We start from the raw sequence: 14020 nt of genomic DNA, 5'->3' as shown, positions 1-14020 counted from the left end.
TGTATCGATCGGAAACGCACGGCTCGGCTGCCATTGGGCCAATCCTGAAAACGCCGAGATTGCGGACATTCATTCGGGCGGTGGCGAGAAAAGTTTGCGATGGGCGGCAGCCTTGGAGCGATCGATTGGGAAGCCGATCTTGCCGCGATACGTCTTCGGGAGAGATCAGTCCCAGCGTCCACCGCGCGATTGCTTTTTGGAACTCTGTTGGCGTTTGGATTCCAAGCGTCGCTTCTTCGATCCCAGCGTTGGCCGCGTTTCACGCCGTCGTTTCGGCGGATGTTGGCACTCTAAAAGCAGCGTCCGCAGCTTGGTCAGGCAATCCTCGAGGTTCCGCGGCTGTTGGCGATACTGTTGGCTGGTCAGGGAGAGCTGTCCCAGCTGGTTGATTCGATTTTGATGTCGCACTTTGACGCGGCGGGTCCATTCGGGATCGAGGATGTTGTTGTCGTCGACCAGCCAAGATACAGTAACTTTCGAATTCACCTTGTTGACATTTTGCCCACCTGGCCCGCTGCTGCGGGCATGCGTCACCGTCAGCTGATCCGCTGGAATCGTCACCCGAGAGTTGATTATGAGATCTTTCATTGCCTGGACAATCTGTTGGCTCGTCGTGCTCGTGTCAACCGGCGGCCCGCTCGCCGCCGCCGACTGGCTTAGTTTTCTAGGCCCCACGGCCAACGGGAAATCGACCGAGACCGGCATCTTAACCGATTGGAGCGACGGCAAACTGAAGCTGCTGTGGACCCTCGACCTCGATACCAGTTACGGCATCGGAGCTGTTGATCAGGGACGTTATTTCCAATTCGATCGCGTCGGCGACGTCGAGCGTTTGATCTGTCTCGATGCCGCCAGCGGCCGCGAGATTTGGCACGCCGACCAACCAGTCGCATACCGCGACATGTATGGATACAACAACGGGCCGCGAAGTTCGCCAGTAATCGCAGGAAATCGAGTTTTTACCTACGGCGTCGCCGGCCGGCTCAGCTGCTTCGACAAGACCGACGGCAAACTGTTGTGGACGCATTCGTTGAACGAAGAGTTTGGCGTGATCCAAAACTTCTTCGGCGTCTCATGTTGCCCGGTGATCTACAAAGACATGGTGATCGTGATGGTTGGCGGCAGCCCGGCGGCCGACCAACGCTTACCGTTGGGAGCGTTGGATCGCGTCATCGGCAACAATTCGGGAATCGTCGCGTTCCGCCAATCCGATGGAAAGCTTGCTTATCAGCTGTCCGACGAACTGGCCAGCTACAGCACGCCGGTGATCGCCAAGATCGATGGCCAAGACGTTGGACTGGCCTTCATGCGCGGCGGCTTGTTGGCTTTTGATCCGAACAAGGGCAAGGAACTGTGGCACTTCCCGTGGCGTTCGCCGCGGCTGGAGAGCGTCAATGCGGCGCTACCGATCGTCCGCGGCGATCAGGTGCTGATCTCGGAATGTTACGACGTCGGAAGTGCTTTGCTGAAAGTCACTCCACGCGATTACGAACTGCTGTGGAAAGATCCTCGGTCGCGTCGGGCGCAAGCGATGCGAGCCCACTGGGCGACGCCGATCCAGCACGGCGACTATCTGTTCGGTTGCAGCGGCCGCAATGAACCCGACAGCGATCTGCGTTGCATCCGTTGGTCCGATGGGGAAGTGATGTGGACCAAACCGAATCGAATCCGGACCAGTCTGCTTTGGATCGACGGTCATTTTGTGGTTCTCGATGAACGCGGCCACATGGAATTGATCAAGGACAGCAGCGATTCGTATCAACCGGTCACCGAGATCGATCTCTCCGAAGCGTTGGGAGATATCGAGGCCCCGTTTCTGCGATCGCCTTGTTGGGCCGCTCCGGTTGTCGCCAACGGCCGGCTGTACGTTCGCGGTGCAAATCGCGTCGCCTGTTTCCAATTGATCCCATCGGCGGCGAAGTAGTCCACGCTTGCTAGCATTCCCGCGGCGGTAACGATTCCGTCTTGCTTGTTCTCCGCCCGATAGCGTACCCTGCGAAACGGACAGTATCGGGGGGAGCGAATTTTGCGGAAAGGCATGGGAGCGTGCAACGGTATTTATTACTGATAGCAGCCTGCATTTGCAGTTCTGTTGCGCGCGCTCAGCAGTACGAGATGCCGCCGGCATTGTTCGATCCATCGCCAGCGTTTCAGTTTGAACCGATCTCGGAAGCTCATTCTTCTCCGAAGCCGCAACGTCTGGATCTGGCCGGGGCGATGTCGATCGCCGCATCGGAACCGGCGACGCAAAATATCCTTTCGGGCGTCCAACGGATCCCGACCTTTCTCAGTTCATCGCCGTCGGGAGTCGATCATCGGATCGTTCGCTACGACGTGCCACTTACGGAAGTCACTGCGCACAATCTGTTTCGCGCCAGCGGAGTCCAGGGCAAATTGATGGACGTTCCGTCGGACGATCCGGAGCAAGAGACGATACGCGTCGTCCGCTACGAAGTTCCCGACGACGAGATCTTGTTGCACAGCACGATCTCGCAAAACGGGCTGCAGGGTGACCTTGTCGAGGTTCACGACGACCAATCGTGGCGACCGCAGGTCCGTTTTTTGCAGCCCAAGGCCCGCGTCTTCTTCGATCTGAAACGGGACAACGATTCGGAATTCGATCTGTTTCGCAACGGTTCGATCCTGGCGTCGTTGGACGTTCTGGAGATCTATAAGCCGCTGAAACTGGTGACCGACTTCTTCGCCGATGAGAACAGCAAGAAGGTTTCGCTGCACGATCTCGGCTGGCGATTTGGCGCCACGCTGGGGCTTGGGATCACCACCGCGCTATCAAATGGTGGCACCGACGGCGGGGGCGCTCCCATCGGCGTCGGTTCGATCGGCTTCCGGTACGAGTTCCCGATCGGCCCCGAACCTCCCGCGGTCCTCGACCAGAACGGCCGTCCGATCCGCTTGGACCAACGCACCCGTGTCGGTTTCGAAGCGGGGCTGCAGGCGGGGACATCGACCGATGAAACGATCGCCGACCGCTTCGACGTCGGGTTTTACCTGGGGATGATGGTCAACACGCCGTGGTAGTCGTTGGGGCGAGCGTCGCTTCGGTGTCGCTTTCTAACTCGGGATGATGGTAAACAACTCTTGGCAGGCACCATCGCTCAGCGGGCTGAACCCCCGGCAGGCTGACAGCATAACTAGGTTCGATCGATTTTATCGTTTCAGTCAAGAGGATTGAGGCAACCCGCCGAATCCAGACATGTATGCATTGGTTCTTGCCCCTGCTAGCAATGCACTTCACTGGGCGACGCCATTTGCTGCGCCCACTGCCCTCGGTTCGGAGTCGGTTTCATGATCACTGCCTTTTTCGCAGTCCTGTTTGTTGGTGTCATCGTTGGATATCTGCTGTCGAACCGAAATGGATCGGATGACTCCGAGGAACTGACCGCGCTGGATCGTGAATTCCGCTCGCTGCAAGCCGTTTCGCGACAGCACCAAGACCAGAACGAACTGCTCACGTCTCAGCTGAAAGCGGCCGAGGCGGAGTTGGAAGCTGCCAAGGGAGTCACCGAAAATCTGGTCAGCGCGAACCAGGAGTTCGACCAAGAGCACGATCGGCTCAACAATCATCTCCGCGAACTGCAGACCAAGCTCAGTCAAAGTTCGGCGCACAACGCCAAACAGAATCGTGAAATCCAAGAACTGCGCGTCTTGTTGGATCAGAACGCCGCGGCGCAAAAGCAGGCCAAGCAGCTCAAGTTGCAGTTGGATGGCGTGACCCGCGAACTGGAGGCGCGTTCGTGCAACGCCGACGATGCAATCGGCAAACTGGTCTCCCAGTGCGAATCGTTGGATCGTGAGAAACAGACGAAGTCCGATCTGATCGCCAAACTGGAAGCCGATCTGGACGAGGTCGAAAAGCATGTCGAGGAGCTGCAGAGCGATTACGATCAGACCAGCGCGCAGTTGGGGGAACAACAGAGCCGCAACGAATCGTTGGTGATCGCCAACCGGCAGATCCCGCGTCTGAGCGATGCTCGCGATCAAGCGGTCAGCAAGATCTCGCAGCTGGAAAAGGTCGTTCAATCGCTCCAGCAACAGCTGGCCGAAGCCAACAACGCGTGCGACCAAATGCAGAAGCAACTGCGGACACGAGCCGAGGAAAAGCAAGCGTTGAGCTTCGAGATCGATCAACGTGGGCAACGGATCACCGAACTGGAAGCGTTGGCGACTCAGCTGCATCCGCTGCAGGAGAAGCACGATGCCGTAGCCGCCGATTTGGCGTCGGCTAATAACGATTTAGACAAGTTGCGCGGCGAATTCGATGCGCAAGCCGAACAGGTTGCCAGCGTTCGCAAGCAGTTGGAACAGGCGGATGCGAGCCTGCAAGCCGAACGCGCCGAGAAGGCTCAATTAAACAAAGCGATCCAAGGACTGCGCGAGGAACTCAAATCGGGCAGCCTGGTTGCTCAGGATCGCGATCGCGTGAAGGCAGAGCTGGCCCAGACGCTAGGAAAGATGGAGTCGTTGGAGGAGCAGAAGGCGGCGATCGCCGATCAATTGGCTCGTAACGAATCGCAATTGCAAGTCGCTCACAAACAGCTGGCCGACTTCGACCGCGACCGCCAACATCTGCAAGCCAATATCTCCGAGCGTGGTAAGATCGCTCAAGAGCTGCGAGATCGGATCGCGGAATTGACGAAAGAAGCTTCCGATCGAGACCGTGTCAAAACGGAGCTGGCCGACACCCAATCGAAGTTGCAAGTCGAACAAAAGCAGAAGGCCGAACTGCAGCAGACGGTCGCGCAACGCGAATCCGAGAACGCTCAGTTGCGCGACAAGCTTGAATCGACGACGACTTCGCTTACTCAGACTCAACAGCAAACTGCGGCTGTCTCCGCTTCGCTGGCTAGTGTTCAAGCCGACAAGGAATCGTTGCAACAACAACTTGCCGAACTGAAACCGGCCAACGCTCAACTGCAACAGTCGCTTGCCGATATGCAGGCCCAGATGGCCAAGGCGGACCAAGCGTCGCAGCAGCAGCTGTCGCAAAGCGGCGACCAGTTGAAGGCCCAGGTTCAAAAGAATCAGGAATTGTCCAGCACGTTGAAGCAAAAGCAACAACAGATCGCGGAACTGACCAGCCGGTTGGACGGTTTGGCCGACGCGCAGCGCGAGCTGGAAAGCTTGCACAAGACACGCGTCGAACTGGAGACCGCCACTCGCGAACTTGGTATCGAGCGTTTGGAAAACCGCAAGCTGTCCGATTCGTTGGGACAGTTGGAAACGCAAAATGCCAACATGAACGAAGAACTCGAATCGCTGCGTCAGCTGAAACAGGAACTGCAACAGACGGCTGTCGAATTGCAGAAGCAAACTCAGACCTGTGCCGAATTGCGGCGTTCGCTCGACGCACGTCAACAAAAGAACGACGCGTTGACTAGCGAGTTGGAAGTTCTGGGGCAGATGAAGCAAGATCTGGATAAATCGCAAGACGAGATTCGATCGCAGCGAGCGACGATCGATCGGTTGACCGATTCGGTCACCCAGCATCAATCGCACAACGAATCGCTTCGCGAGGGATTGAAGCAGATCAAACCGCTGCAAAAGGACTTGGCCAAGACGCAGGCCCAGTTGGCCACCGCGCAGGCCGAGTTGATGGAGGAACGCGACGATAACGAAACGCTCGAGCAATTGGTCGCGAAACAAAAACAAGAGCAGAGCGAATTGGTCGCCGAACTCGATGTCTTGCAGCGGTTGAAGCAGAAATTGGAAGACGTCTCGAGCAAGCTAGAAAGCGAGTTGACGCAGAACGATAAGTTGCGGAAGGCGAGTACCGCGCTGCTGGCGGAAAACGAAACGTTGCACGAACGTTGCGAAGACATGGATCTGCTGCAAAACCGGCTCTCCGCAATTCAAGCGGAATTCAGTGTCAAGTCGGACCAATTGGAAGAGGCTGAGGCGCAGCGCGATCGAGCGGTCGATGCCAGCCACTCGCTGCGAGATCAATATGCCGCGCTGCAACGCGAGGTCACGCATCAATCCGAAACGATCGAAGAACTGCAACGGGAGCAGGCTCGTACGCAGAAGGAATTGACCAAAGCGACACAAGAACAGGCCAAGACGATCGAGCAGTTAGAGGATCAATTGGAAGTCGCCAACCGCATGAAAGCCGATGTCAAGTTGCGCGAGCAGTTGGAATTGCAGATGCAGGATCTGCGGGCCCAATTGCACGAGGCGAAGGAGCATCTGAAACGGATCAGCGGCGAATACGATGCCAGCTTGGATGCCAACGCAAAGGCTCAGGAACAGGTTCGCGAATTGGAGAACCGTTTGCACGCGAGCACTGCCCAGATCCGCGAGATGCGTCGGGAGATCGGGCAGATGTCCGATATCGCCAACAAACCCGATGTCGTTCCGTTCAAGAAAGAAGACGCCGCTTGATCTGCTCGGGGCAGGTGTGCGATCATGATCGCCGCAGCGAACCGGCGCCGTCCGGTTCGCGATCAATGATCCCTCAGCCAATCAACCGGTTTTTAAAATGCAGTCTCCCGAACACGAAGCCCTGCCAATCGAAGTCGACGTCGCGACAGTGAAGTCGATGCTCGATCAGAACGCCGATTTTGTTTTGATCGATTGCCGCGAAGCGGATGAGTATCAGGTCGCCAAGATCGACGGTTCGATCTTAATACCGCTCAGCGAGTTGCAGGAAAAGGGAGCGGAGCTGGAAACGCATCGCGACCGCCATATCGTCGTCCACTGCCACCACGGCGGACGCAGCATGCGGTTGACGCAAATCCTGTTGGCGAACGGTTTCCCACGCGTGCAAAACATGGCTGGAGGAATCGACGTTTGGTCGCAACAGATCGACGGATCGGTGCCGCGATACTAAGCCGATCCGGCGACTGTGGTATCGGGAGAGCATCCGGGCGTTAGCGGAAATGGCAGCGGCCTCGGTTTAGTCCCACCACCAGTGGTCTTGGCGGGCGGGCAGTTTCGCTTGCCGGGACGATACGCTCGCAAGCGCCGTATAGACGACCGGTTCGTTGGTCAGCGACTTGCTCGGTTCCAACAGGACTCCGCCGCTGGCAACAACCACTGAATGGATCGTCTTCCCTTTTCGGAAGCGTCGATGCACGACAAGGGATTCGGTCTGCCGCGCCGGTTGGACGTTCGGCTCCATCCATTGATCGGGGCGAGCCAGTAGGCCGGTCGCCGCGATTCGTTCTTCGGCTGGCATCTGTTGATGAAGCAACTGTGCGATTGCGGTCAGATCGTACAAGCCACGCAGACGATCGTGCAGCGGATACTGCCGCGCGATATCGACGAAGTGACGATTGAAGGTCTCGGCAAACTGCTGGGCTCGCGGGTCGGCTGCAACGGCAAACCGTTCCCCTTGAGCGTTGGCCGCCTGTTGTTCGGTGATCAATTGCAGCGGCAGTCCCGACAGTTCAAAAGCCTGCTTTTGCGAATCGCAGCGGACGTCCAGCGGTTGCGGAGCGAACCACATCCGCAAGAAGCTTCCCGTCAGCGGACCTTGGTCGAGCGTCGCTTCGACGATCTCCATGTAGTTAGCAACGCCGCGCGGCATCGGTTGGGTCCCCAACGCAAGCATCTTCATGTGCCGGTCGGCTTGGATCATCAGCATCGCCATCGGCGTGTCGTCAGCGGTTCCGAAGACGCGGATGTTTTGTAGTCCCAGGGCTTCCTTCAGCTTCGGGCTTGCCGCTGCGGCGGCAAGGTTCCCCGATTGAATCTCAGCGGTCACTTGTTGCGAGCGGGCGATTCCTTCGGGCGTTGGTTCGATCGTGCATCCAAACGGCTGGCGCTGCTCGACTGCGGCCAATGCCATCCCCAGCAGATCGATCCGCATCGGGGCTCGTCCCGTTTCGATGTCGATAGGTTGTTGGTCGGCATCCAGGCGAATCCCGCCGACCGGCCCGGCCAGGATCACGTCGTCTCCCGCTTCGCTGAGGAAGACGTACTGAATCGTGCTAAGACCCGCCAAGTTGCGGACCGCCGAATCGAGCGATCGGCCGCTTATCAGTTGTCGAGCTAGTTCGTGTTGCAGCCGATTCAGCGAGACTTTGCGGAGCGGTGATTTTGTCAGCCAGTCGCGTTGGGGCGACGCGGTTTGTTGCAAGCTCTGCGATCGCAGCAGCCTCAATTGATCGGCGTCCGCGCTCGCCGCGACGTCCCGAATCAAGCCGTTGGGATCTACCAACACGCCCGCCGGGTAGGGGCTCATCGTGCTCGGGCCGCCCAACGCTTCCCAGGTGTCGGGGACGACGGTTGTTTGGATCAGCTCCATCAACGAATCGAAGTCGGCGATCGCGCCACCACCAGCCATTCCCGCGGCGGGTATTCCCATCGGAGCTGTCGAACCGCTGAGACCGTTGGTCGCCAGCAGACTGCCGGCCGCCGCGGTCGGACTGCCGGTCGCCGCTTGTCCATGGGCGACTTGCGCCAATACGTTGCCTCGATTCTCCACCGGCAACGACATCGCGACCTGCTTCGCCGCAGCAAACTCCCCGGCGGCGAGATGCCGCCGGGCGCGATCGATCGGCGACTGAGCGGATCCTTGATTGGCCAGCGGAAAGAGGCAAGCGATTGCTGCCAGCAGCAATGCTGCGTATCGACGTCGTGACATGACCAGACCTAGCGAGCGAGAAGAGAAGCGATCCACAACGCGGCCGATCGCTGAAGACGCCAGCCGATCAAACCGCGTTCTATCGTGACGCTATTAACGCGACAGGTCAAGTAATTTCAAGATCTCCGCAAAGCCCCCCAACACCACCGCCCTGTCGCTCCAGCAACCTGACCGGCCGGAGCGCCTCGTGCCATTGGAGTCGTTTTCGTTTCTTTGAGGCTCGGATGGCACTTGGATTGTTCCAGGGGCTGGCGATCGAGTTTGACGTTATTTGCTGGCTTCCGGTTTCGCGGTTAGCAAGGCGAGCAGGTCGGCGACCGCTTGCGGCGAGAGGTCTTTTTCTAGCCCCTCGGGCATCAAGGATTTGTTTGATGCTCGCAATTCCTCAATCTCCGTTCGCAGAATCGTTTGGCTTTTGCCTTCGTTGGATAGCAGGGTGATACTGCTGCCGGTTTCGGTGGCCAACAATCCGTTGTGCACGCGACCATCGACCGTGAGGACGGTATAGGTCAAGTAGCGGGCCTCGACTTCGGCGCTGGGGTCGATGATGTTGGCCAGCAAGGTGGCCGGCCTTTTGTCGGTAATCGATGCCAAGTCGGGGCCCACGCTGTGTCCGACATTGTCAAACTTGTGGCAGGCAGCACAGCTGGTCGCAAACACTTTTCGTCCTCGCTCAATATCACCGGTCAATGTCAACGCCGCTTGGTATTGCTCGATAACCTGTTTGCGATCGGGGCTGGTCGACGCCGTGAAGGCTTTGGTCCAAGCGGTACGCAGCGATTTGTCCTTGGTGGCCAGAAGACGCTCTCGCATCGAGGGGCTGATTTCGCCACTGGAAACCTGTTCCGCGGCGACGCTTGTTAGCAGCACTTTGCTCCACAGCGTGCGACTCGCCAGAACATCCAGCACGCGCGCTCGCATCGACGGACCATACGATTGCCAACCCGCTAACATCACGTTGGCGACTTGCTGATCGTTCCGAATCGCCAAACGATCGACGACCGCTAATTGCAGCTCGACCGCCGACTGGGGTACCAACAGATTGGACAACAGCTTCATATCGTCTGCGTACACATCGGGCTGTCGCAACAACAGTCGCAGCGAAGCCGCGGTCAGCGGCGTCAATTGTTCGGAGGTCGCGGAAACGGAGTCTCGGGCCTGTGCGATCGATTGGTCGATCAACTGTTGCTGATCCGCGGTCAGCTGAGTGAGCGGAAATTTGCGCTTCGCAAGCCCGTCCAGCAGATCTGCCAGTCCGGAAAGTTGCCACGGCTTGGGCGGGCCGTCCGCACGATCGCAGATCTGGCTAACGACCTGACCGACGGCTGCCGCATCGCCGAGCGCCGCAACCTGACCGAACAACTGTTGCTGCAAGCGGCGCTGAGGTTCTGTCGAGGTCGCCACGTCGGACGAACTCGCAATCGTAGCCGTCAGCACCTCGGCGATGTTGCGTTGGTTCAACGAGCTCATCACGTTAGCCAGAATGTATGTGTCATCCGCTGAATCAACAGCCAATTGAGCCAGCAATCGCGCGGCCATCGGATCATCGTAGGCACCCAGCGTCGCGGCCAATTGCAGTCGCACCTTGGCGCTGGGGTCATTCACAAGTGGCTTCAACCGCTTGATGTCGACCGTGTGCTCAGCCGCCAGCCGTACCGCCTGCCGACGAACTCCGGCATGCGGGTCTCCCAATGCGGCTTGCAAAATCTCGGTATCGAGTGCTTGCATGCCGTCGAGCGTGCAGAGTGCTTGCAACCGCTGCATCGGCGTATCGCCCGACGTTGCCAGCGACTGGATCTGTGGAACGGCGGCAGCATCTTTGCTGCGAACCAAATTTTGCTGTGCCGCATCGCGTTGCCAACCGTTGGAACTTTTCAGAGCGCTGATCAATCCGGCTGTCGAAGTGGCGATCCGGGGTGCCGTGAGCGGCTTGCCCACAGGGACGACGCGATAGATCCGGCCTTGGTTTTCGCCAAGCCGATAATACGGTCGCAGCTCGTCCTTTCCGTTTTGGGGCAGCCAATGTGGATGTTCGATCATGTAACGATACATGTCCACGATCCAAAGAGCTCCGTCGGGGCCGGTGCGAGCCATCACGGGGCGGCACCAACGGTCTTGGCTGGCAAAGAAATCGAATTCCGATTCTGCCGGATCGCGGCGAAAGTCAAAACTGACTCCGTCGTCGCTGATGATATTGTGCTGGACAAGGTTATGGAACGGTTCACATGTGAACGCATGTTGTTGGTTGTCGACACGCGGAAATAAGACGTCGTCGCGATAGATGATCGCTGAACATGCCGATGTAAAGCGGCCCGATTGGTCGAAGCTGTGGAATCTTTTTTGCAGCTGCGCGGCAGGGTAAACGGGCGGATTGCTGGGCGTCACCACCTGCCGCTTGGGATTGGGCGGTGCGAAGTATGGGTTGCGGCGAATGTCTTGATCGGCCAAGACGTAGTGCCACAGCGGAAGACTATTCTGTACGCCAAACCAGTTGCCCCAGTCGTCGCGATTGCGGCCGTATTGCGACGGGCCACTCTGCGGGTCGATGTCGCCGTTATCGGGGCGGATGCGAAAATCGCGACTGCCGATTTGGTGCGGCTGGCCCGTCAGTACGGAGGTAATCTGATTGCCTTTCCCGTATCCCGAGTGGTGGCTGCCGCTGGCACAGTGAATCCAGTTGTCGAGCCCCCAACGCAGACCGTTGACGCGCAACTGTTGGTTACCCTCTAGGAACCCGCTGTACAGACTGCGGCGGATGTCGGCTTTGCCATCGCCGGTACTGTCTTCCAAATACAAGATCTCGGGCGCGGCGGTTACCAGAACACCATCTCCCCAGACGAGAAGCCCATTGGGGAAACGAAGCCCTTCGGCAAACAGCGTCGACGAATCATAGTGGCCATCACCGTCTTGGTCTTCGAGCACTCGGATGCGGCCTCCCGGTGCGCCGGCCCCGTCCATCCCCAGCGGATAGTCGGCCATTTCAACGACCCATAATTTGCCGTCGAGTCCCCAGTCGATGGCGACAGGGTCTTTCACTAGCGGTTCACTAGCGACCAACTGGACTTCGAACCCCTCGCGAACGTGAATCTTTTCCAGAGAGGCTTCGGCCGGTGTCGGCTTGCGTTCTTGCGATGATTCCGTTTTCGTTTCGGCAACGGGTTGCGTGCCAGTGGCGACAAAGTGAGCTTGAGCTTCGTCGGCAGTCAGAACACGATCGAACAAGGCGATTTCGTCCAGCTTGCCATCGAAGTTGCCAAACGAAAACCCTGCTGCCGCTGGGCCGGCCGAACGGAGCGAAGCCTGCAGTTCCGGTTTAGCGTTGCCGTCTAAATAGATTTTCACATCCTCCCCATCGCGGATCACAGTCACGTGGTGCCACGCCTTCGTAGCCAGGGGCGTCGATCCCAAGTGTTGTTCGAATCCTTTCTGTTCGGCAACTCCGCGGCGAACCGCCAACACGGGCAGACCGTCTTGCGTGCTGACAATCGACAACGACTCTTGTGCTTCACCAGTTCCACGGGCGAACAAAGTTGCCAACGGATGTTCACTGCCAGCGGGCAACCCGTTCCAGAACCACATCGACAGGCTGTAGTTGGCCGGCAGATTTGCAACGCTTGCCTGCATCGAACCGCCAGCAAAATAGACGCAGCGGTTGGTCGATTCCTGCGACGTTGTTGCAGGGGTCTCCTGCAGGTCGGGACCTTCTAGATAAAGGGCCACGCCACCGTCGAACTGCGCCGGGTGGTTTCCGGTCGCGTCGACAGCCTGGTCAACGACCATGTCGCCAAGTCGCCAGTACGCCGTCGGATGGGCTTTCAACATCGCTTGGGAAAACGCATTGGGCGGATCGACCAGTGTTCGACGCGGTTTTCCCGCCACGGATTCCAACAACGATAAAACACGTTCGACGATCTTCGGTTCCGCTTCGACTTCCAGCCCCGCTGTCCGCGCCGGCCAAGTGGTGTAGCCGCCCAGACGATGCTGTTCGGGGGGCGGAATGTAACCTTCGGCCCCATTGGCTAGCTCCAGATTAAAGGTGCTCGCCAGCGGGCTCTGTTGTTTCAGTTTCAAGCCGGTGATTCCATAGACCTCGTTGGGCAGCGCGGTGATCCCCAAGTCGCCGATCCGCACGGCTTGCAGAACGACTTCGGTTTCCTGGTTTTCGTGAATCCACGTCGCTTGCTGAGCGTAAACCTCCGTCCGGTTTTTGGGAGACGCATCGCCGCGTTGCTCGTTGATCGGTTTGGCCCAGGCGAGTCGCTGGGCGTCGGGAACGCGTCTTCCCAGCTTCATGCGGGATTCGGCCATGGCGATCGTCAGATCGGATCGATGTTGGATCTGTTTCCAAGCCTTCAGGGCTGTATCAGCTAGCGACTTCGCATAGTCGGTTCGATCCACACCTCGCTGTGGCATGCCATAGTCCATCCAGTGGAGATCGCCGCTGGTCCCTTGCGACATAATGCCCACGAAGTTGCGAGGCGCGTGGTCCGCGTTCGCCGCGATCCCCGATTCCAGCAAGCCCGCGACTTCGCCAAAGTAGTCGGCGGAAAAGCCGGCACCTTGTCCGAAGTAGTGCATCGAATAATTCGCCAGCAAGCACAGCGGAGCGTCATCCGCGGCAGCCACCACACTGAGCAATGACAGTTGCGGATCGATCGGACCGGCGGGACAAACATAATCGCGGCTCATATAGCCGGGGTGCATCATGGCCCGAACCGTTTGTTGGCCAAAGGGATCCGTCCTCATGCGGTCGCTGCGGGTGATCCAACGCCGGCAATTGGTTTGCTCGTTGGCCTCCACAGCGGTCCAACCAATCTTTGCCGGCTGCAACTTTCCATGCGCCGAAACGATGGCTTCCGCGACGCGCGGCACGACGAATTCGGCGTAGGCTTCATCGCGACCGGCGCCCAGGCAATACGCCATTACCGAGGGAGCGGAATGCGTGTGGGTGGCACTGATAAGGATCCGATTGGAGGGCAGGTCAATTTGTTTCGCCACGCTCGATTTGATCGCATCGCAGATGTCGGTGGGAAACATGCACGAATCAACAATGGTGATCGCGATCGTTTCGCTGCCATCGGACAATACTAAACACCGCGCGTGCAATGGATCGGCGACTCGCGTGTCGGAGGCCGACAGGAACCCTCCATTGCGGATGGCGGGAAACGCGCGAGGCGAAATGTCTACGGACGCAGCCCCGGCTCGCAGGACGGTGTCAGCAGAAGCCAAGCTGATTGGGCATACCAGACATATCAACAACGTGGAAAACAGAATTTTCATGGGCGTTGAGGAATTTTAAGAGGGTTAAGATTGGGCCGGCGGTCGGACAGCCGCACAGCGGGCTGGATTAGTAGTTTAACCTATGACGCGGCCGATTGTTCCCCATACGTACGGGAGAACCGATGGCGGTTTCGT

At 58.3% G+C, this 14020-nt stretch carries 7 protein-coding genes; 4 read left to right on the top strand and 3 right to left on the bottom strand.

All coding sequences use genetic code 11. The features are described from left to right. Window positions 1–165 precede the first annotated feature (165 nt). On the bottom strand, window positions 166–588 hold the full coding sequence (gene arfB, locus EC9_RS20835; RefSeq protein WP_145287105.1) for an alternative ribosome rescue aminoacyl-tRNA hydrolase ArfB: 423 nt from the start codon (window positions 586–588) through the stop codon (window positions 166–168). On the opposite strand from arfB, the gene EC9_RS20830 reads away from it, so the two are divergent. From EC9_RS20830 to EC9_RS20815, 4 genes are all read left to right on the top strand, one after another. Further along, complete coding sequence (locus EC9_RS20830) at window positions 575–1924, top strand: PQQ-binding-like beta-propeller repeat protein (protein WP_145348036.1); 1350 nt, start codon at window positions 575–577, stop codon at window positions 1922–1924. The two genes, arfB and EC9_RS20830, sit on opposite strands and share 14 nt — an antisense overlap. A 191-nt stretch (window positions 1925–2115) precedes the next feature. Then, window positions 2116–3039 (top strand): hypothetical protein, encoded by a 924-nt coding sequence (locus tag EC9_RS20825; protein WP_145348035.1) that lies wholly within the window; start codon window positions 2116–2118, stop codon window positions 3037–3039. 267 nt (window positions 3040–3306) lie between these two features. Further along, window positions 3307–6399, top strand: coding sequence for a coiled-coil domain-containing protein (locus EC9_RS20820; protein WP_145348034.1), 3093 nt, complete (start codon window positions 3307–3309; stop codon window positions 6397–6399). Window positions 6400–6496: 97 nt separating this feature from the next. Continuing rightward, a complete protein-coding gene (locus tag EC9_RS20815) occupies window positions 6497–6847 on the top strand; it encodes a rhodanese-like domain-containing protein (RefSeq protein ID WP_145348033.1) in 351 nt (116 codons plus the stop codon). A 66-nt stretch (window positions 6848–6913) separates the two neighbouring features. Here EC9_RS20815 and EC9_RS20810 read toward each other — a convergent pair whose 3' ends face one another. Both EC9_RS20810 and EC9_RS20805 read right to left on the bottom strand, forming a co-directional pair. After that, window positions 6914–8605, bottom strand: a complete 1692-nt coding sequence (locus EC9_RS20810; protein WP_145348032.1) for a DUF1598 domain-containing protein — start codon at window positions 8603–8605, stop codon at window positions 6914–6916. Between the two features lie 267 nt (window positions 8606–8872). Then, a complete protein-coding gene (locus EC9_RS20805) occupies window positions 8873–13834 on the bottom strand; it encodes a PVC-type heme-binding CxxCH protein (RefSeq protein ID WP_218934315.1) in 4962 nt (1653 codons plus the stop codon). Window positions 13835–14020 lie beyond the last annotated feature (186 nt).

The organism is Rosistilla ulvae (assembly GCF_007741475.1).
Taxonomy (GTDB): domain Bacteria; phylum Planctomycetota; class Planctomycetia; order Pirellulales; family Pirellulaceae; genus Rosistilla; species Rosistilla ulvae.
Note: the sequence above shows the minus strand (reverse complement) of the source record. Positions and strands in the feature narration are given on the sequence as shown.